This is a genomic window from Paenibacillus sp. KACC 21273, assembly GCF_028736095.1.
In the GTDB taxonomy this organism is placed as follows: domain Bacteria; phylum Bacillota; class Bacilli; order Paenibacillales; family Paenibacillaceae; genus Saccharibacillus; species Saccharibacillus kyungheensis.
In genome coordinates this window covers 2259586-2279923 of the sequence record NZ_CP117876.1, presented here as the reverse complement: position 1 = coordinate 2279923, position 20338 = coordinate 2259586, and the positions used below count along the sequence as shown (strand labels likewise).

At 39.1% G+C, this 20338-nt stretch carries 18 protein-coding genes, 1 pseudogene and 1 riboswitch; of the genes and pseudogenes, 1 reads left to right on the top strand and 18 read right to left on the bottom strand.

Annotated elements, in window-relative coordinates; translation table 11 throughout:
- The 6 genes and pseudogenes from PQ460_RS10325 to PQ460_RS10305 all read right to left on the bottom strand — a co-directional run bounded on the left by PQ460_RS10325 (position 1) and on the right by PQ460_RS10305 (position 6591).
- On the bottom strand, positions 1-630 hold the full coding sequence (locus PQ460_RS10325) for a thiamine phosphate synthase (RefSeq protein WP_274172583.1): 630 nt from the start codon (positions 628-630) through the stop codon (positions 1-3).
- 237 nt (positions 631-867) lie between these two features.
- A riboswitch (TPP riboswitch) is annotated at positions 868-977 on the bottom strand.
- 146 nt (positions 978-1123) lie between these two features.
- Complete coding sequence (locus tag PQ460_RS23515) at positions 1124-1933, bottom strand: ATP-binding cassette domain-containing protein (RefSeq protein WP_443147211.1); 810 nt, start codon at positions 1931-1933, stop codon at positions 1124-1126.
- Between the two features lie 158 nt (positions 1934-2091).
- Positions 2092-2680: pseudogene (locus tag PQ460_RS23510) on the bottom strand (ATP-binding cassette domain-containing protein); the annotation flags it as partial.
- 400 nt (positions 2681-3080) lie between these two features.
- Entirely contained in the window at positions 3081-4472 is a 1392-nt protein-coding gene (locus PQ460_RS10315; protein WP_274172582.1) for an NtaA/DmoA family FMN-dependent monooxygenase, read from the bottom strand.
- Positions 4473-4600: 128 nt separating this feature from the next.
- Positions 4601-5605 (bottom strand): MsnO8 family LLM class oxidoreductase, encoded by a 1005-nt coding sequence (locus tag PQ460_RS10310; protein WP_274172581.1) that lies wholly within the window; start codon positions 5603-5605, stop codon positions 4601-4603.
- 560 nt (positions 5606-6165) lie between these two features.
- Positions 6166-6591: a MarR family winged helix-turn-helix transcriptional regulator gene (locus tag PQ460_RS10305; protein WP_274172580.1), complete on the bottom strand. Its 426-nt coding sequence runs from the start codon at positions 6589-6591 to the stop codon at positions 6166-6168.
- A gap of 679 nt (positions 6592-7270) precedes the next feature.
- On the opposite strand from PQ460_RS10305, the gene PQ460_RS10300 reads away from it, so the two are divergent.
- Complete coding sequence (locus PQ460_RS10300; RefSeq protein WP_274172579.1) at positions 7271-7813, top strand: tetratricopeptide repeat protein; 543 nt, start codon at positions 7271-7273, stop codon at positions 7811-7813.
- 138 nt (positions 7814-7951) lie between these two features.
- On the opposite strand, the gene PQ460_RS10295 is transcribed toward PQ460_RS10300, so the two are convergent.
- The 12 genes from PQ460_RS10295 to PQ460_RS10240 form a co-directional block, all read right to left on the bottom strand.
- Positions 7952-8944 (bottom strand): hypothetical protein, encoded by a 993-nt coding sequence (locus PQ460_RS10295; RefSeq protein ID WP_274172578.1) that lies wholly within the window; start codon positions 8942-8944, stop codon positions 7952-7954.
- On the bottom strand, positions 8931-9482 hold the full coding sequence (locus PQ460_RS10290; RefSeq protein ID WP_274172577.1) for a hypothetical protein: 552 nt from the start codon (positions 9480-9482) through the stop codon (positions 8931-8933). The genes PQ460_RS10295 and PQ460_RS10290 overlap by 14 nt, the downstream gene beginning before the upstream one ends.
- Positions 9483-9538: 56 nt before the next feature.
- Positions 9539-9919, bottom strand: a complete 381-nt coding sequence (locus tag PQ460_RS10285) for a hypothetical protein (protein WP_274172576.1) — start codon at positions 9917-9919, stop codon at positions 9539-9541.
- A 10-nt stretch (positions 9920-9929) separates the two neighbouring features.
- Entirely contained in the window at positions 9930-10415 is a 486-nt protein-coding gene (locus tag PQ460_RS10280; RefSeq protein WP_204823836.1) for an ABC transporter permease, read from the bottom strand.
- A 56-nt stretch (positions 10416-10471) separates the two neighbouring features.
- A complete protein-coding gene (locus PQ460_RS10275; protein WP_274172575.1) occupies positions 10472-12541 on the bottom strand; it encodes a hypothetical protein in 2070 nt (689 codons plus the stop codon).
- Positions 12538-14355, bottom strand: coding sequence for a P-loop NTPase family protein (locus tag PQ460_RS10270; protein ID WP_274172574.1), 1818 nt, complete (start codon positions 14353-14355; stop codon positions 12538-12540). The genes PQ460_RS10275 and PQ460_RS10270 overlap by 4 nt, the downstream gene beginning before the upstream one ends.
- Positions 14345-15184, bottom strand: coding sequence for a P-loop NTPase family protein (locus PQ460_RS10265; protein ID WP_274172573.1), 840 nt, complete (start codon positions 15182-15184; stop codon positions 14345-14347). Before PQ460_RS10265 ends, PQ460_RS10270 begins: the two co-directional genes overlap by 11 nt.
- A complete protein-coding gene (locus tag PQ460_RS10260) occupies positions 15181-15906 on the bottom strand; it encodes a hypothetical protein (RefSeq protein WP_274172572.1) in 726 nt (241 codons plus the stop codon). The genes PQ460_RS10265 and PQ460_RS10260 overlap by 4 nt, the downstream gene beginning before the upstream one ends.
- 49 nt (positions 15907-15955) lie before the next feature.
- Entirely contained in the window at positions 15956-16981 is a 1026-nt protein-coding gene (locus tag PQ460_RS10255; protein ID WP_274172571.1) for an SAF domain-containing protein, read from the bottom strand.
- Between the two features lie 27 nt (positions 16982-17008).
- On the bottom strand, positions 17009-18493 hold the full coding sequence (locus PQ460_RS10250) for a serine/threonine protein kinase (protein WP_274172570.1): 1485 nt from the start codon (positions 18491-18493) through the stop codon (positions 17009-17011).
- A gap of 238 nt (positions 18494-18731) precedes the next feature.
- On the bottom strand, positions 18732-19202 hold the full coding sequence (locus PQ460_RS10245; RefSeq protein ID WP_273612649.1) for a DinB family protein: 471 nt from the start codon (positions 19200-19202) through the stop codon (positions 18732-18734).
- A gap of 68 nt (positions 19203-19270) precedes the next feature.
- Positions 19271-20335 carry an SAM-dependent methyltransferase gene (locus tag PQ460_RS10240; protein ID WP_274172569.1) on the bottom strand — a complete coding sequence of 355 codons (1065 nt, stop codon included), beginning with the start codon at positions 20333-20335 and terminating at the stop codon, positions 19271-19273.
- Between the last annotated feature and the right edge of the window lie 3 nt (positions 20336-20338).

The following is a 20338-nucleotide window of genomic DNA, read 5'->3' as shown; positions in this document are numbered from 1 at the left end:
TCACTTCTTTCCTAATGATTGTAGATGCGTAGAAGTCATATATTGCATACTTTGGCTATACAACTGACAGGCATGCTGAGGATGTTCTGCTTCAAAAACACCAGACATTACAGCTACCCCTCTAGCGCCTGCTTGATGAATATCTTGGCAGTGTGATGGCTGAATACCACCTATTGCAATAACAGGTATAGATACCGCATGACAAAGCTTTTCCAATTGATCCAATCCTTGTGGAATCAGATCAGGTTTAGAGTTAGTCGAATAAATATGACCGTAAAAAAGATAATCTATCCCTTCACTTTGAGCTTGTAATGCTTGCTCTATACTGTGAACAGATCGCCCGACTTTCCATAGTGAAGGAGGATCATCTGCATTTACATAAGACATATGTTCACTTAAATGCACACCCCCTATTTTTAGATCCGCTGCTAATTGAGGTCGACTATTGATCCTTATTTTGGATAGTGGTACTCCTGTGTGCATGAGCTGCTGGACAGCATTAATAATCTGAGAATCAGACCACTTTTTTTCACGAATATGAATAGCGGTTGTCCACGGATGTATCTGTGAAGCTACCTTTACAAACTGGTAGATCGATTGTTGACCTGTACTGATTGCATGAAGTTCCATATCGGTATATACCCTCCTTTCCTCAAAAGTGTATAAGCAAACGCAAAAAAGCCACTTCTTATTATTCAAGAAGTGGCTAGTATAGACCTAGAAAATAATGAGCCTTGTCTGAGAGCAAACAAGATTATTTTAAAATAACGGAAACCATATTTTAGATCACCATAAGCTGCTCCTGTACAAAATAATTACTATTCTATACAGTAAAAGACTTTATCGTTAATATGATCTAACATTTCCGAAACTCTGCTACCACTTCCCTACGCTGGTATGATCCAGATCAGGTACAAAGGGTCCGAAAGCAATATCTGCTTTCATCTCAGCCTCAAGCGGCCCCCCTAGTGCATTCAAGCTATTCAATTTGTTATTCATCTTAGCAAAGACTATTCAATAAAGCAAATGATTCTCAGACTCTTTATAAAGTCATTTTTCACAGTTCATTCTAAAAACAAATGAGTACAACTAGCTACGACATCTTAAAAAGATGGAAAATCTTTTATTTCGCTTTAGCTTCAGACCACTGCTCAACATCCCAAATTTTAGTAACCCAATCTTCATAAAATTCAGGTTCGTGAGACACGAGCAATACTGTACCTTTATATGCTTTTAAAGCGCGTTTTAATTCATTTTTAGCATGAACATCCAAGTGATTGGTCGGTTCATCGAATAATACCCAGTTGCTTTCACGCAGTAATAGTTTGCACAAACGAACTTTCGCTTGCTCTCCACCACTTAGCATACGCATTGGGCGCGTGATGTGCTCATTTTTCAGACCACAACGTGCCAGATGACCACGTACTTCATTTTGACTTAAATGTGAAAATTCATTCCATACTTCATCTATCGGTGTCAATTGGTCTGGACGTACTTCCTGCTCAAAATAAGCAGAATGCAAATAATCGCCAAGATAAGTTTTACCACTAACCGGTTGAAGTTTACCTAGAATAGTTTTGAGCAATGTTGATTTACCTACACCGTTACAACCAACAATCGCAATTTTTTCACCACGTTCAATATTCATTGTCATTTTAGGCAATAAAGCATGTGTATATCCAATCTCAAAGTCTTTACCTTCAAAGACTGTTTTACTACTTGCACGAGCTTCTTTGAAATTAAATGTTGGCTTAGCAAATTCTTCTGGTTTGTCGATACGTTCGATACGATTTAATTGCTTTTCACGACTTTTTGCACGACCGGATGTAGATGCACGCGCTTTATTTTTTTGAATAAATTCTTCTTGTTTTTTGATAAAATCTTGCTGTTTTTCAAAGGCTTCGATATGTTGATGCTTTTGAATATCAGCCATTTCTAAAAACTTATTATAATCAGCTGTATAACGATTTAATTTGGCAAATTCCAAATGATAAATTACATTCACGACTTGATTCATAAAATCTGTATCATGTGAGATCAATACGAAAGCATGTGGATATTCTTGTAGATAACGAGTTAGCCATTGAATATGCTCTACATCCAAATAGTTGGTAGGCTCATCCAGCAACAAAACATTAGGCTTTTCCAGTAATAGCTTGGCAAGCAGTACTTTGGTACGCTGACCCCCGCTCAAAGCTGTTACGTCTTTATCAAGTCCAATAACATTGAGTCCAAGACCGTAAGCCATATCTTCAACTTTGGTATCTAATAGATAAAAGTCTCCTATTTCCAGTTGCTCTTGAATATCACCCATTCGTTCTAACAATACTTCCAATTGTTCCGGGGATGCTTCAGCCATCTGATTGGTGACTTCATTTAACTCCTGCTCTAATTCTAGCAACGGAAGAAAAGCATCTTTCAGTACATCACGTACTGTTTTTCCTTCTGTTAACTTGGTATGCTGATCTAAATAACCATAACGTACACGCGGAGCCCATTCGACTTTACCGCTATCTTTCAACAGTTTACCTGTCATAATATTCATCAATGTTGATTTGCCAGCACCATTTGCACCGACTAAGCCTACATGCTCTCCAGCAAGCAGACGAAAAGATACATCCCGAAATAATGTTCGGTCTCCAAAATTATGTGTTACATTTTCTACTGATAACAAACTCATACTAAATAATGCTCCTGTCTATGTTAAATATCTCTTTTTTAAATATACATCATCACAAAATTGCTACAGAGTGTATTGTAACATAAGCAGAAGCTGTCTAGAACTGAAAATTTTCATTTTTTTACATTCATTTTCTGATATGTAGAATAAATGTATGCTTTTTGGAACACAAAAAAGGTAGCGTCTATTCATCGCTACCCTTATCACTTTTGAAAAGTATACTTTTTTCCGTAAATGGCTTCGCTAAGCTGTATTGTTTCTTATATTAAAGTTACGTAAAAGCCTTGCTTTAGATCATTTCCTCTCAAGTAACCGATCTAACGTTGACTACATTTATGATTACAAATTTAATTTTAGTATTCCTCAGTAATAGCTATTTCGGAAACAATCTTTCGGTCTATCAATGGGTTTCTCCGGTCGATTCATTTGCAATACGGGGATCTAGTCCATATTGTCGGTGCAGATTTAGGTGGTCACGGAGGGTTTCCCCCTCATATCCGTCGGCAAAAAGGCCGCGTTCACGCAGGATGGGGACGACACGATCAACGAATTCGTCGATCCCCGTGTGAAAGTCGTCGAAGTTTGTCACGAATCCGTCCGCGGCTCCGGCTTCAAACCATTCCTGAAGGTAATCGGCAGCCTCCTCGGCGGTGCCAACTACGGTAGGCGTAGTCTCGAACACCCCATGGGCAAGGATGTCACGCGGCGACCACCCTGCTTTAGCCAACTTGACTGCCAAAATGGAACGTGCGTCCTGCGGATGCGCCCGAACGGAAGCGAGCTGCGCAGCCGTAAGGGGGGATTCAGGGAGAGTAAGTTCCTCACGCAAGCCGAGATAAGCGCCCAGATGGGACAATGGTCCACGGATATCCGTTCTGTCATCGAGTGCGCGGCGTGCATCGAGGGCTTGCCGCTTCGTTTCGCCGACTGTGAAGCCGGCGAATACAACGAATTTGATTTCTTCGGGATCTCGGCCCGCCTGTATGGCAGCTTCCTGCACGGCCCGACGGGTAGCCCGACTTTCTTGGATTGTCGATGGCATTCCAATCACGATGTTGGCGTACATGCCGGCGGCTTGCAGGCCGTAACCGCTGCTGGCAGGCATCATAATGACCGGCTGGCCCTGCTCGGACGGCGGGATAGGAAGCGGTCCGCGTGCTCCGACGTGCTTGCCTTGGAGATCGATCGAACGAATATGGGCCGAGTCAGCGAACATGCCGTTCGGGTCGGGCCGGCCCGCTTCGTATCCCCAGCTTCCCCACAGCGCCTGGACGATCTGCACCACTTCGTGGAGACGCTCGTACTTATTCTCCCGAAGCGGCGGGACCTTGCCAAAATTCGCGAAAGCAACGGGTTCGTAGCTCGGTACAGCATTCCATCCGGCCCGTCCGCCGCTGATCACGTCGAGAGCCTTGAATTGGCGGGCCAGCAGATACGGCTCGGTGAAGGAGGTGGACGCCGTGCCCATCAGTCCGATCTTTTCGGTCGCCTGAGACACAGCCGACAAGGTAATGATTGGATCGATGTTGAACAGAGGCGGTGCCGTGGAAAGATCGCCTTGCAGGAAAAGACGTTCGGGCAGGAAGAGGAAATGCATTCCTCCTCGCTCGGCTGACCGTGCCTGTTTCACTATAGCATCGGTATTAGTGTATGACCCAAGATCCGCGTGCGGCATCCGCCATGCGGCTGGATGCGCACCGAAGTTGTTTCCGAGGACCACTCCAAGGATCATATGCTTGTTTTTCGTTTTCGAAGTACCTGTGTCTGCTTTTGTTTTTTTTATATTATGCATAGATAAACCTTCTTTCCAACTAGAATTATTTAGAGGATGTTTTCGTCTTAAAAACATTCATATCTTTTATCTTCTGACACGATTCCCAACTATGCTTCTAGGTGTTGAGTATTGTATATTTAGAGCCATTATGCTTTCATCAATTCAGCGAATAACGCATACCCTTTTCGTCGCGTACGCTGGTCCGCATACCAATCCGCTATCATAATCTCGTCAATGTGTGCGGTACGTTCAAGTTCTTGAATTTGTGTCTTAACTTGCTCAGGATTCCCAATAATAAAGCGCCCTTTATTTTGTTCACGGATGGCCAGTTCATGTGGAGTAAACTTATAGTTGGCAGCTTCTTCCACCGACACTAATTGCAGGTCCTCTGTTTTTGCGCCCATATACATTTTTATCCAGACAATTTCAGCAGGTAAGGCCGCTAGTTTTGCGTCTTCCTCCGTATCTGCTACGAAAATGAATTTCGATAAAATGCTGTACGGCTTTTCTTTATGACCTTGCGCTTCAAAGCGCTTTTTATAGAGGTTTAATAATTGTATGTCTTGACTTGGGTTTAATTGGCCTGCAAAAGCGAATTTCATACCGAATTTTGCCGCCAAGCTTAAGCCGCCTGCGGATGAGCCTAACATAAACATATTTAGCTGATACGGTGCTCCAGCGATTTTTAACGCTTGCCATGGATGACCTTCGGGGAAGGATTTCATTAAATGATAGATGATTTCTTGAATCTGATCAGCAGTATCCACCTCAATCATTTTCTCTCTGGTCATTTGGAGCGCGATTTTTGCCAAAAGGTCTGTGCCAGATGCACGTCCCATGCCCAAATCTACACGACCCGGAAACGCTGCTTCTAATAACGCAAAGTTTTCCGCCACTTTATAAGGGCTATAATTGGGTAGCATAATTCCTCCTGCCCCGATATTCATATTTTTCGTTAATGTCCCTCCGAACATCATTAACAAATCGGGTGCCATGCTAAATATGGTCGTTGCGTTGTGATGCTCTGTAAACCAGTAGCGTTTATAGTTCAAAGAATCCGCTAATTCCAATGTTTCTTTTGTATTTTCCAGTGCTTGTTGCGGAGTTTCTCCCTTAAAAATGTGCACGTAATCAAGTATTGAATAGTTCATGTGGTCAGCTCCTGTTTAACGGCCTTTAGTCCCATTGCAATGCTTAAAGCAGTCTCGCTGAACATGCCCACAAACCCGACGATGAGCAGCGATGCCAAGATAGCACGCGTATTATAGATTTTCTTCAATTTTCTCTCTCCCAGTAACCTCATTAACTTAATAACGGTTTATTTTTTTGCAAAACCCTGTTTGTTTAAGTATTCACGCATGAATGGCAGTTTACTTCTTTCTAGATGATCTTCGATATGGCCTGTCCATCCTTTTTTTAGTATGCGTATATCTTCAAGTATTCTGCCGCATATTCAAATCTTATTTTGATGAACTTTTTACTAAATTGATTGTTTTTAAATTCAAGAATGAAACAACTATTTAACGCTGGCATAAATAAAAGAAAACTTAAAAATTCGTAGCAAGAAAGAATTCAAAAAAACTCTATATTTATTTAGTCGGCTAAATATTTTTTTTAAGTCATACACTAAAAACTGTCATTTAGATTCCTTACTAAATTTTCTCCATGAAAACAAAAAAATTAGCGGGCTAAATATTAATTTGAAGAAAAATCAGAATAAATTTTTCTCCATTCGAATCATTAATTCTTTTAAAAACAAGCGTTCTTCCGCTGAAATCGAATGCAATAATTTATTTTGCTGCTGTTTCCATCTAAAATCAATCGGTTTCTCTAATTTTCGTCCTTCCTCTGTAAGATAGATTCGCATCACTCTTGCATCTTGTTCATCCCGTTTACGATGTATAAATCCGTTTTGCTCTAATGATTTAACCATATTCGTCACTGTAGGAGGCTCGCATTTTAAATGTTCACATAGTTGCTTCTGAGTAATTCCATCGCCTGATAACAAGCGAAAAATCAAATTATCTTGACCTACATAGAGATTAAGTTCTCTCAAACTTTCGTTATAATCTCGACGCATTCTAGATGAAATTTTATCTAAAGATTGACGAATGTCGCAGTCTATCTGATTCTTCACTGTTAAACCTCCACTACCCAAAATATATTTAGCACGCTAAATTTATCATAAGAGAATTTAGCTGTCAACAAAATTCCTTAGCCTATTAATAAATATCCGCCGCTTGACCGTTCTAAGTGATCTGGAGCGACCGAAAAAGCAAGCATCGCACAGGCTCGAAGCCTTTTGATCCGAAGCTTGAGATAGCCATCAGCTCGAAAAACTGTTTCAGCAGAGAGCTAATCACAGGGCTTCATATCCAAAAAAGAGTAACTCGTAGCTAATTTGTTCTTGTAGTCATACTTTTACGAACGCTTTGAAAAAATTAAATTAATCTTATTATCGTTGAAGATTTTTGTCATTTTATGAAAAGATCAAAGATCTGTTATTTACTTCTAAAAATTTAATTTAACTGTCTGTCGGTTGTTACTTCAAGAAGTAGATTGTATTAGTTTTAAGACATAGCTTGTTGAGAATATTATAAATGACTGAATACTTTGAATTTGATTTTGACTTTAGTTAATAAAAAGCCTAGTATGAAAAAGAACCTTAGGGTTTATTCCTGATTTCTAAGGAGGAATTAAAAAGCCATGAAAATGTTTTTACAAAGTCACTTTCAAAATTAATTAACTCTCTCAAAGTATTGTTTTTATAATGTTACTTTACTATTTGCAATACTACATTTGAGGGAGTTTTAAAAATGAATGATAAAAGAATAAATACTACAGCTGAAACAACATTGAATTTGCTCTTAGAAAAAGCCCACGAATTGCGTGAAGAAGGGCGTGCTAAGCAAGACCCAGAAATTCTGAAAGAAGCACGTTCTCTTCTTTTAGAAATGGTCACTACCTATCCAGATCACGCTGAGGTAAATTACCAGACTGGAATGGTTCACGATAATTCCGGATATCCGAATGAAGCTATCCCTTATTATGTAAAGGCAATTGACCAAGGTCTTACAGGAGCAGATCTGCAAAGATGTTTGCTTGGTCTTGGCAGTACCTACCGTTCTTTAGGTTACTATCAAGAAGCGGTTGAAACTTTACATCGAGGTGTAACAGAGTTTCCTGAACACCGTGGTCTTCAAATCTTTTATTCAATGGCTCTGTATAATGCAAAAGATTACAAACAGGCTATGGAGATTGTTTTGGCTAATCTAATGGAAACGACTTCTGATGAACATCTTCAATACTTCAAAAGAGGGATCTCTTACTACGCTCAACACCTTGATGAAACTTGGTAAATTTTTATCGTTTTAAAATTAAGCTTGATGCACAGCCAAACGATGATCGGTAGTTCAAAACCAAAAACCAGTAACCTTTTATAAGGTTATTGGTTTTTTTGTATGACTTTTGATTTAAAAAAGCTATTTTACACAACATTAATGAATTAAAGGATTACGGCAATCACGTAGAAAGTATCCTGATTTCGCAGCTTCTTTGGCATCGGTGAATAAATCTTGAGCTGGTGCAGGTAACTTACAACCATTAGGATAAGCATATTTGATACCTGAATCAGGATCAGTCGTTCCTAACCATGAAGTCTTTTTCACCAATCGTCCTCCGCCAAGCGCATAATTGTTATAATAACCGCTTCCTGTCGGAATCCCCTGCAAAAAAGAAACAATACCGATATCGTTAATACTATTGTTCCATTCCTCTTGCGATATCGTTGGTAATGTAAATGTATAAGAAATCCCATAACGAGAAGCATATTCATTGTGTTTATTGATATAGTAAGCCAAATCTTTTTGAATTGAACTCACTATCGCTGTACGTCTCACTTGCTCAAATGTATTGATCTGATCTAAAAGCGCTATATTCGTCTGATCCGCTAACTGCTCTGCTTCTCCATCTAACATTTTTCCTGTACTGGCTTCGACAACATGCACATAATGATCTAGCGTAAATTGGATACTATTGCCTTGTGCATCAGAATACGCATATGGCTTTTTCGGGTGCCAGATATGTCTAGCATTAGGCAATCCATCACTTCCTGTATAATCTTCAGTCGCATAGATGTAATAACCATCATAATCAATCACTACGATTGCAGGGATATAGTGCAGTAGATTTTGCTGTGCAGACTCATCTCCACGAATACCAAAATTCAAATACAATGTATTCAAAAATGTATGTAATGCTAACTCTTTATCTGCTCGAAAAAACTTTTCTGAAGAGTATCCCGCTTCATATTGTTGCTGCTCATTCGTACTCATCACCTGACCTGCATCTTGAGCAGCTGTACGAAGTGCTGTAGTATACGAAATTTGTAGACTCGATGCTTGCGCCTGTTCGTCAGTATGTAAGCCACTCAGCCAAAATAGCGGAAAGAAAATAATAACAAACAAAATAGCAAAATCAGTAATCTTCATTCAGCACCATGCCTCCATAACGTGCAAGTACAGCAGAACGATTCTGATTTCCTTCGATCCCTAACATTCCGCGCAATATCGCTGCCATTGTTCGATTCGTACTTTCTACTTTCACTGTAAAATAATCTCCATTTTGTAAACGATATTGTCTGCTTTGATCGTCTTTGGGTGTGCTGTTATCTGGATACAATACAGGCATGATAGCATTCTCATAGTATCCCTCATACACAGTTGTAAATTTATTTTGAAAAGTATTTACGTTCGCTGGATCTGTATATTCAGGATGATATGTTTTGTGTAAATGTTCGATTTGAATAGTATACTCATTGCCTGTTGTATTAATTTCACGCGTGAAATCATTATACATAGTAGGTGTTACGTATCCTTTGGTGCGTACAGCATCTGTAAATTGAACAACTGCATTATAAACTATCATCTGAGAAAGATCGTCTTGTCGCTCTGCCGCTTGCATCGTAGGAAATACATATAATAAAGCTACCGCAAGAAAAGCGGCAAATACTTTGGACATCGAATTCATAGCGTTCTCCTTGATCGTTCTGTGGTATAGCACTATGGGCTACTACATTATATTGATTAGCTAAATAGAATAGTAACCACTTCACCTTGTGGATTCGTCTGGTAAGTCACTTGATACTTGCGATTGACTTCTATTCTCAGTAATGCAGATGGTTCAGGTTTTACAGCATGAGGATAAAGCACATGATCGATTTGCATATCTACACCGATCTCTTGAATCTGAGCAATCGATTGTCTGACCTGTGCGCCTGTATACGTCAACGGTTCTGAAATGCCTATATACTGCTGAACGCTTTGCTTTTGTCCTTGCATCACAGGTTCTGATAATTGATTTACTTTCTGAATACCACCACTTAGATAAAGCGCCGCAAGGCAAGCTGTTCCGAACAAAAATAATTGAACAGCGAGCCACAGCATACTTTTTGTACTATTATCCATCGATTAGTCCTTACTGCTGAGTGAAGACAAGACCACGTACAACGTTAGAACGATCTTTAATAATCGCAGCTTTGAATTTACCGCTCGGATTGACATACTCTGGGCTTGATTCTGTCATCGTATTATTCATATCACCATTAGCTTTAGCTGTTACAGATCCATAAGAATCTGAAGTTAATTCTCCACTTGTGTTTAAAGTATTACCGTACCATTGACCATTTGAACCTTTGTTTTTACCCGTTGTTACCTGAACACCAAATTGTTCTTTACCGCTAAATTTACGTAAAGCATTGGTTACTTGAGAACCACTGATAGTTGTACCATCATAGACTGTATAAGACGCTTGAGATAATTCAGTTTGGATATCAGCAAAGTTATTTTGTGCCGTTTTGGTAGCTTCTTGAGCAGAAATAAATAAGATTACTACAATCGTTATCAAAGCGATCGTTAAAAATATTCCTGCGGCTACTTTTAAAGCGGTTGAAGCATTATTCATTGTAAAATCCCCCGTTATTTGTTTTGTAGTTTATCAGTTTTAACGTGTATCCATAGCTATATTCTTTGAATCTGATCATAATAGACTTCCATCTGACTAAAGCTCATACCTATCAGTGGTAAGACTAGATAAAGGAATATCAGAGCATACATCGGAGTAAAACCGATCATTTTGCCCCATGTTGCTTTTGTTTCGATCATTTTTTCGTATTCTTGACGACGTTGTTCAAAGTAATAGGACATATCACTTTCAAGATCATCAAATGCTTGCGGAATCGGAATTTTGTCTACTGCCAGATGTAGTTTGTCTACTAGCTTGCCGAATTCAGGAAACGATACTTCGTCTTTCAACTGCTCTAGCGCATCTTCAGGCCCATGCTCATAATGCAGTAAACATTTCTGTAGTGGCAATTTAAAGATCACAGCAAATCGATTCATCCATTCTAAAATCACTTCCACAGACATACGATCCATTCCACTTAGCATAGAGATCACTGTATGGAATTGGTACACTTCATGCTTCATATCCATACTGCGTGCTTTTTTCTGGAAATAAAGCATCCATACAGGCACTTGATAAGCAATAAAAGCAGTGAGTAAAGCAATCAGTAATTCCCACCAGCGAAAATACTCGGTATCGTATGCTTTGAGCTTGAGCAAAATTCGATCAGTTGTCGTATTGATCTGCTCCTGATCTCGAAATTTTCCCGAATTGTTCACTTGTGTAGCGATCTGTTCGTACGTCGCTTTACTGGACAATCCAACAGACATCATAATTTGACGATCCAAAGTTGCTAATTCTTCTGCATTTTTTTGCTCATCTATAGACATAGAACCAAATAACATATCGTTTTTGACAGGTGCATACAGAATCATTTCTTTAGCTTGTTGATGCAGAATAATTCCTGCTGACAATGTAATGCCAAAGCATAAAATACAAAGTACTAATCTGCGTACTTGCAACCATTCCACTGTGATACGAGCATTGACATCATTCAGTAATTTGTCTAAACGATACTTATGAAGTGGATTTTCTCCGGCTGAAGCTAGAAAAACAATTTTGCTGAACCATTTCCATTTCAACAACACTTGCTCCCAGGAACGATAATCTTTGCCTGCTCGATAAGTCGTTTCATCGTAAGTTTGTAATTTTTGCAGTAACAGATAACTGATCAGAATAAGGATAAAAATAAAAATTCGTGCGATAAATCCTAATTTACTGGTATAAAAATCATCCATTGCTGGAAAGTTACTACGTGCCCACTGTTCAATCGGATTGGTAAAAAAGATCGGTACAAGCACGATAATATTTAGACTTTTGAGCAGATAATCCAGCTTATCGCGTCGTAAAATTTCTAAATGGATCTCTTTGGTCAGATTACTGAGTCCTCTAAGATACATCGATCCGTCTTGCCTTACTTTATCTCCGTATTCCATCACCATACCGGATATACCCGCAAAAGCTTTGAGAAAGCGATTAGGCGCTGTCTCGTAATATTGCTCTAATCGTTCTTCGGGATGTTGGTCGGTTAATGCTTCTACAATCAAATTAGCATGTAGAGCAATTTCAGGAGCAGCATATTCCGCTGCTTCGTACAACGATTCATCGACCATGCCATGACGATGATAATGATGTCTAACATCAGCTAACAGATCAACCATTTGACGCAACAATCTTCGTTCTAATCGACCTGCATAAGCTTCGATAAACATGCTATTTAGTACGACCGCTGCAATACAAAGCATAATAAAGAATAACGGATCAGGATTGCGAATAATTAGGATGACTATTGATCCACCTAATATGCCTATAATCATCCACGTTACTGCCATTGTACGACGACGTAATTCCCATTCTTCATAAGCATGAATACTGGTTAGTCGTTTACGAATACGTAGAACATAATGACCTAGAAGCGGAATTTTCATCGCAACCATATAGGATTGTTGCAACGTTTGATAATGCCATGCTTGCCATTTTTTACGTAGATCCTGATTTTTTTCAGAAGGCATCATTGCTGTCAGATGTCGACTACGATTGTTTTGTATCCGATAAAGTAATATCACAACTGCCATTCCGACTGCACATATAATCAAGACAGCGATAAGCAAATGCTTGATACTCATACAGCTTGCCCCCAATACGTATTTACAAAACGCTCAAATAAAACACGATCTTGAGTAGTCATTTGCTCTTGCATTTCAATTTGATTTTTTGTGGACATTGGATGAACAGCTACATAGACCCCATTATGATATTCAATAATATTACGTGCGATAAACGTATAACGCTGATTGTGACCTTCTTCTTCGCTTAAATCTGCTACCGGCACACACTCGGTGATCCGTTCGATATAACGTTGACCTTCAGCATCTCTTTTTAAATGAATATCAAAGTTAATAACACTGACCACTTGCTCTTCGGCGATTACTTCATTTTGAAAAACACCTGTTTTGAGTAGTGAGTTACGTAAAGAATAGATCAGATCGCGAAACGTTTTCGCATGATGGGTGAAAATAGTGAACAAACTGGCAACCTGTGCCATCTGAATCATCCAGGCAGCTACTTCATCTGTAGCAACCTCTCCCAAAATATTAACTGTTCCATCGGTTTTCTTTTGAACATCAAGCCCTTGTTGACCTGATACATTCTCTGTTTCACGAAAGCTCAAAATATTACGACGACTATAGATTTCACGTAAATGAAGCTCTGATGCCATCTCTTGTACCCTTAACGTATAAGAAGCGTAAATATGTTTTACCAGTGCCATTAACAATGTTGTTTTACCGGAACCTTGAGCACCTGTAATCGAAGTAATACGTGCTCCTTTCATTAAGTAAACCAGCATTTCAATGACCATTGCAGATTGATCTCCACGAATCAGTTGTTCCAACGTAGCATTTTGCACATCGAACTTACGGACAAAAAATGCCCATGATTCGGCAAAAGGAGGACGCACCACAACGATCCGAGATCCATCTTTCATTTCATTCACTTTATAACCATTGGCTTCTGACAATTGTCCGGGATGATTGTATTTGTAAATATTTTGACAGACCCGTTTTAATTCACGTACAGAACCAAAGCTGAGAAACGACAAATGAATCGATTTTCCTTTATAAAATAGCCATACACTTTCCCATCCTTTGGCAGGTGGTTCTGTTACTTGGTCTTTAGGGTTGGGCATATAACGTGGTGTTAATTGGCCGGAATCTTCAAGTACACCACTTACCCCACCGCTGACGCCATCGACCCGTTGATCTCTAATTTCATCAATTACAGAGAATCCTTTATAATGCTGATAGACTTTTTGGGTCACGATATCTAGCTTTTCTTCAAAAGTTAAGGATCGGTATTCTTGTCTGAAAATTTGCTGTATATCATGCTCTGTAATTGCATAAGACAAACTGTCTCCATCCGTCTCGATTAACTTAGGCGCTGCAAGATCATATGTATCGATCAATATCGATAATCCATCACGTCCATATTCGCTAATGTAGCGATATAACAAAATATCAAACTGTTCGCCTATAGTTAGGCGCTCTTCTTGATCAAACGGAATAATCTGATTAATATTAGTTTCGTTAAGCCCGTATCCTTTGTGCAATAGACCTGCGATAAAGTCTTTCACATAACGCTTATCCATCACATCTCCAGATATACATCCTTTTAACGCTTGACGTAATTCAGTACGTTTTGCTATTCTGCGTCGGTACTCTTCTTCATTCAGACCATAATCGGATAGACGGCTATGGCTCATATCATGCAATTGATCTTTGACGTATTGAATCAATGCAGACAATGTATGCTCTTGACTGTGATTAATAGCAATATCGTTACCTGCAAGGGCTGCGCGACGATGACGTGCAAATAATAACAGACCAAGAATCAGCAACACGATAATAATCAAAGTCATATTGATCCCATTTTCAAATAGCATGCAGCTTCCCCTCTCCAAGCCGCTTATGATCATGCCCTTCATTTAACTGTGTCAGTATATGTTCTGTTAACATCGTCGTCTGCTTAAACAACTCTGTATATTTACGCGGCTGCGTTACGCCAAGATTACGACGCACAAATGAGAGTAATGTTTGTGCATTCCATGCATCTCTAAATTGAGCATCATTTTCTATCGCAAATAGAGGTTGCTTTAAGCCAAATTTGCGACGAATATTAGCAACCGCACATTTGGAATCAGAGTCATAAGCTCCTAGAACTGTTGTCCATGGCTGTTGATGGATATTCCCCCACTGATTAGCAGTATTAAAAAAGGATTCTAAATGATTAATATTCTGGCTCATATTCACAACTATGCTATCTGCTTGCTTTAATAATTCCACTTTGTCCATACCTGACCCTACATCTACTATCACAAGATCATAATACTCATTAGCAATATTTAAAATGTCTTGCCAATCTGAACCTTCTTCCACAGACGAAGAATGGGATGCAACCATAGTTCCTGGTAGCAGATCTAACCGATCTTTCAATAATGGGATTGTATAATCCGAGATATTATTTTTGTTAAGCTTACGTGAAGATAACAATCTACGCACACTATCAATGCCAATATCTGATTCTTGATAAGCAGTCGATACGATAGTTCCTTGTGCCATTAATCCACTTTCTATACTTTCACCTTGAGCTTGATTATGGCAGACCAATATCCGCAATCGATATTGTAATGCTGCTGTTAATGTCACTAATGCAGTATGTGAAGATGTTCTGCCATGACCTGCTTGTGGGCTCCAAAACATTACTGTACTCATGCTCTTTTCCTTTCTGCTTGTTTCAGCGCTCTTTTGATTTCTTTATTTTCCATGCCACTAATCTGACCTGTTAGTTCACACAATCCTTTTTTGAACAAACGAGATAATGGACGAATACGTAACTTTTCTGCATATTCATTTTCTAGTTTTAAAGCCATATCTGATTCTGTCCATGGAATCGTAATCACTTCTGTATTCCATGCAATATGCAAATGCTCTAAATGGCTACGAATATACTCTGATTCGAGCGAGCAATCTATCGTATGAATAAATGTTAATTGAAATGAGGGTACAAAATTAGCTTTGTCTTGAGCTTGCATCTGCTGATACCATTGCTCAAACCAAGCAATACTTTTGTCGATCGTTAAGCGGTCATAATCGCTCACCCAGACATGCTCTTGCGCCGCTGTCCATTGTTCTCGATTATAAAAAGACAACTGTTCCAAATCACAAAGAATATAATCGTAATGAGTACAATCTTCACCTGTATAGGATAATTGCTGATTAATCTGTTCCAAAGATTCAAAACCTGTTGCCAAATCAAATCCGGCAAATTCAGTGATTGTCTGTATATAATCTGAATTGCTACTGTAATAGCGATAACGATGTTCTAATGTGGCATCGATCAACAATACTTTTTGCCCGGCTGATGTCATCAAAGCACAAAGCGATAACATCAAATCTCGTTTATCGCATAATCCTGTAAATATCCAGGTTTTCAAAAAACTCAATCCCTTCTTGGTGTAAAAGGTTTATTTTATATGATTCTTTCTATTGAGAAGTAAATGCTTCTGATGCGTTGTTTTTGTAAATAGTACTTTCGCTATTAGTAGAATTACTTGTATCTGTTGATGACTGTTCGTTGTTAGAAGTATTATTATCATTATTAGGATTGCTAGTATTCGAACTTACACCACTTGATTGATTATATGATTGTCGTGTAGATATAGCTGATTCGGCTGCGGATTGAGCAGACTGAGCAATATTAAGTCGTTGTTCATCAGATAACGCTTTGAGATCTAATTCTAATTGCTTGCGCACATTATCTAACAGATAACGCTCTGCTGTTCCTACAATATTAGGATCTGCTTTCATTAAATTAAGTACTTCTGCATTTGAAGGATATGTCGGTATAGCTTCTTTTTGTAATTGTGGTTCTACATAACTAACTGCATACAGTGAAGCTTTGTGTAGTAAAGCATCAACGGTTGCACTGGACAATGCTAACATTTCATCTTCTTTTAACGTAGTCCAGATGGTTGGATAATCTAGATTGTTTAATTTCTTTTTGGTTAATACAATATAATCTTGTCCGGTTGGAAATTGAATTCTGATATCAACGGTATCTCCTTTTTTGATATCTGTAGGCATTAAGATAGTATTGAGCTCACGATTACGCATATCATCTGTTGTCGGTTGTTCTTCATAGATCATCGAAGTGGTAATCGGCATATTACGGGTCAAATTAATTTTGGTTGTTTTACCTACAAGCTCATTAACAGTTGGTAATAAATGATCAGGTAAAGATTGCTTTGGTAAATAGATACCGACCAGGTCTTTTTTAGTGATCTCTTTGCCTGCGGTTACTTCTTGTGCCGGTACAAATACGGTGACACGCTCTGTACCTTCTTCTAATGTGCGTATCTGCTGTTCATATCGCGCTCTCAGTTCATTCTGATTATGCTTGAATTGAATACTAGAGTAGATGACATATCCTGCAAAGCAAAGACCGATCACTCCTGCTCCACATAAACCCGCATAAATTAAATGCTTGGTGCGTTGTCTGATTTTAGACAATGTTATAATCTCCTTCATTTTCGCTTTTTAACGTAGACTAAAACGAAACTTTTTTCTTTTGATAGGTGCTGGAATAATACTATTAAAAACACTTTGAAGCGCTGTATCCATCTGTGGATGTTGATCAAAAGGATCAGGTTGCCACGGTAACGCATATACTTGCTGAGTCTCTAATTCTTTGCTTATCCGCTGTGTCACTTCCAATGTAGCTAAAGGCAAACAATACTGCCATTTACTTTGAGGGTGACGTTGCAATTGTTCAGCAAATTTCAAAATATCTTGATACCGCCATTCTGCTCCTGAACCTACAACGATCGGAATATCTGCTCTCAAAAACTCTTCTAGGCGCTCATTGTCTTTGTAACATCCCAAATCAAGTACAAGAAAGCGATAACTTCCACCTAGCAGATTCACCACTTCAGCCCGTGCTGACTCTCGCCAGTAATCTACATGCTGGATTTGAAATTTACGTTCAAGATGGTGTGTGCTTCCTCCTGCAACCGATTGAATTCGTGCAAATGTTCCAGGTATACCATTCATTTCAGCTAAAGCTACGCCACCACCTTGACGTGCCAGATAATGTGCAATCGCTATAGCGGTATGTGTCGTGCCTGTTCCTGATGCTGTACCAATCACTGCTACTACTATTGTAGCTTGCTGTACATGAACAGAACTGGAAAGTGAATTGGGATATATTATAGGTGATGTATTTTCTTGAACAGCTCTACGTAATGCTTCACGAGCTTCAGTAGCATTTTGAAACCGATCTACCGGACGATGTTGTAACATTTTGCGTAATACAGGAATCATGCCACGCGGAAGATCACTTCGGATAAATTTCTCCATACCAGGCATCCATTCGCTATAATGACCTCCTGTAGACAAATAAAGAAGTAATGCTCCTAACCCGTATAGATCTGAACGATTATCTGTCTGCCCACCGCCATACTGTTCTGGAGCTGCAAAGCCGACTGTGCCCAATTTGACCGTATCTTCTGTTTCTTGGGGCTTAAAATTACGTGCAATTCCAAAATCAATTAATCTCATATCTTGCATAGGTGTAACCATTACATTGGAAGGCTTCATATCTCGAAAAACGATAGGTGGCTCTCGATCATGCAAATATTCTAATACTTCGCACAATTGATCTGCACAGCGCATAATAAACGATGCTGTAATCATTTCCGGATACTTTTTAAATTGTTGATCCAGTGTAATACCTTCAATGTAATCCATAACTAAGTATGTAAATCCTTCATCATCAGGCTCAAAAAAATCTACGATTCTTGGTAAAGAAGGATGACTAAGTGTAATTAACATCTGAGCTTCATCTGCAACATTTACAAATTGTGAAGGAGCAGATACGCTTTCTTTAATCGCCCATGATCTTCCGGGTAATTTCAAATCATGAGCCAGATAGACATGGCTCATACCGCCACTCCCTAACTTTTGCTCAATCTGATAGCGATCTCCTAATACCATTCCATAGGTTAATTTGGATGAATGAATCATATATATACCTCCTTGATCGCAGTTTTTTTATTGAGCTTTGTGGTCTCTATACCAAAAAATGCAACAAAAAAGGGAAAGCTTCCGCCACACTGAAAATAACCCTGTTGAGGATTAATTTTTTCAGTGGACGGGATGCTTTCCCTGTCCGTTGCATTTCAATTTGAATTTATTATAAATGATAAAGCCGGGATTTGTAAAGAGTTTTTATAAGACTATTTTCCTACATAGTTCAATATGATCATTTTTGAGCAGCATAAGCATCGCGGTTACGTTGCACTTGTTTCACATGCAATTCTAAATGAGACACACAGATTTTCTCTGCAATCGTACGTGCAGTCAGTGTTCCATCTTCTGTATGCTCACCTGTACGTTCCCAATCTTCATCACGAATCTGTTCTAGAACAGGTGCAAAAGCCCTACGCATCGCGATCAATGCTTGCAGATGATGTTCCATATTAAGCGAACTATACTTTAGATTTTGTGCCCATAAATCTTGATCAAATGCTCTGATGACAGGATTTTCTTCAGCTAAGACTGATTTTAATCGATATTGAAGCATAATTTCTACGTCAAACAAATGAACAACAATTTCATGAATACTCCATGCTTCTGGTGCTGGTTTAAAGTCAATTTCTGCTTCAGGAATCGCGCGAATCTGTTCTACAAAATGCTCCATATCCGGTAAATAACGATAAATTGCGTTTTGCATAAGTACACATCCTTCTCCACATTGATCTTTGTTTGGGGTCTAGCCAAGCATTTTAAGCTATTACATTATCAGTATTTGACCATATAAAGCGTAATCTCATCGCGATTATGGAATAGTTGCTTCGCACGTTGAACTTGCATACGAGCATCTTCAAATGTACTGATGACTTCTTTAATTAAAGCCAATGGCTTTTTGTTCATTAATTTGACGGTTACAATAACGGTTCCACCTGGAACAACAGCATCAAGCATACCGATCACAAGTTTAGCTGTTAATTTAGGGCTCCAACTCATATCGCATACCAGTAGATCAAATTCATTCGGTTTGAATTTGACATCGGCTGCATTTTTTTTCACTACTTTAAGATTAGGAATATTTTGCAGAGAAGGGTCCATTTTAGCTGGATCTACTGCTGTAACTTGTAGTCCTTTATCCAGTAAGAACGAAGTCCAACCTCCAGGAGCTGCTCCTACATCAACGGCAGAACGAAAAGCGGTAAAGTCGATTCCAAATACACGTTCTGCTTCAAGTAATTTGAATTTGGCACGTGAAATTTGTCCTTCTTCTCGTTGAAAACGTACAGCTCCGCCATTCCAATCGGATAGGTTATCAGTTGGCACTGAAATACCTGCATACAGTCGCTCTGCTGTCCAAAATACAGATACCACTTTATCAGCATCCTGCACTGTAAAATCAGACTGCAAGCCCATTAGACGTTCTTCCAGCAAATGACGCAGTTCAGAAGCATTTTCTTCGGGTGTAGCATCTGCTGTTTTGCGAATATGCATTGCTAGTTTGATATCTTTCAATTCATCACGTTTCAATAATAAATGGGCTAATGCATCAAATGGATGTTGTTCAGAATCAATTTGATCCAGTACCAGATCATAATGAACCGGTTGAATATGACGTAAGAACATAGGTGGTTCTGCTAATAAGCGTTGTACGACTTGCTCTGTAGCCACAGGTAACGTTAATAAAAGGACTTCAGCAGGAACAAGCACAGAACTTTTAACAGCTCCAAATGCTCTTTTCAATTCTTCCTGTGCATAAGGAGCAAAGCCATGATTCGCTGTTCCGATCCAGCGAGAATCACTTTGTTGCTCTTGCGTATTGTTTTCTTGGTCATTCATGAG

Excerpts from the sequence above, each read along its gene's own strand:
- PQ460_RS10325 (WP_274172583.1), bottom strand. The coding sequence starts at position 630 with ATGGAACTTCATGCAATCAGTACAGGTCAACAATCGATCTACCAGTTT.
- PQ460_RS23515 (WP_443147211.1), bottom strand. The coding sequence starts at position 1,933 with ATGGCTGATATTCAAAAGCATCAACATATCGAAGCCTTTGAAAAACAG.
- PQ460_RS10315 (WP_274172582.1), bottom strand. The coding sequence starts at position 4,472 with ATGCATAATATAAAAAAAACAAAAGCAGACACAGGTACTTCGAAAACG.
- PQ460_RS10310 (WP_274172581.1), bottom strand. The coding sequence starts at position 5,605 with ATGAACTATTCAATACTTGATTACGTGCACATTTTTAAGGGAGAAACT.
- PQ460_RS10300 (WP_274172579.1), top strand. The coding sequence starts at position 7,271 with ATGAATGATAAAAGAATAAATACTACAGCTGAAACAACATTGAATTTG.
- PQ460_RS10295 (WP_274172578.1), bottom strand. The coding sequence starts at position 8,944 with ATGAAGATTACTGATTTTGCTATTTTGTTTGTTATTATTTTCTTTCCG.
- PQ460_RS10290 (WP_274172577.1), bottom strand. The coding sequence starts at position 9,482 with ATGAATTCGATGTCCAAAGTATTTGCCGCTTTTCTTGCGGTAGCTTTA.
- PQ460_RS10285 (WP_274172576.1), bottom strand. The coding sequence starts at position 9,919 with ATGGATAATAGTACAAAAAGTATGCTGTGGCTCGCTGTTCAATTATTT.
- PQ460_RS10280 (WP_204823836.1), bottom strand. The coding sequence starts at position 10,415 with ATGAATAATGCTTCAACCGCTTTAAAAGTAGCCGCAGGAATATTTTTA.
- PQ460_RS10275 (WP_274172575.1), bottom strand. The coding sequence starts at position 12,541 with ATGAGTATCAAGCATTTGCTTATCGCTGTCTTGATTATATGTGCAGTC.
- PQ460_RS10270 (WP_274172574.1), bottom strand. The coding sequence starts at position 14,355 with ATGCTATTTGAAAATGGGATCAATATGACTTTGATTATTATCGTGTTG.
- PQ460_RS10265 (WP_274172573.1), bottom strand. The coding sequence starts at position 15,184 with ATGAGTACAGTAATGTTTTGGAGCCCACAAGCAGGTCATGGCAGAACA.
- PQ460_RS10250 (WP_274172570.1), bottom strand. The coding sequence starts at position 18,493 with ATGATTCATTCATCCAAATTAACCTATGGAATGGTATTAGGAGATCGC.
- PQ460_RS10245 (WP_273612649.1), bottom strand. The coding sequence starts at position 19,202 with ATGCAAAACGCAATTTATCGTTATTTACCGGATATGGAGCATTTTGTA.
- PQ460_RS10240 (WP_274172569.1), bottom strand. The coding sequence starts at position 20,335 with ATGAATGACCAAGAAAACAATACGCAAGAGCAACAAAGTGATTCTCGC.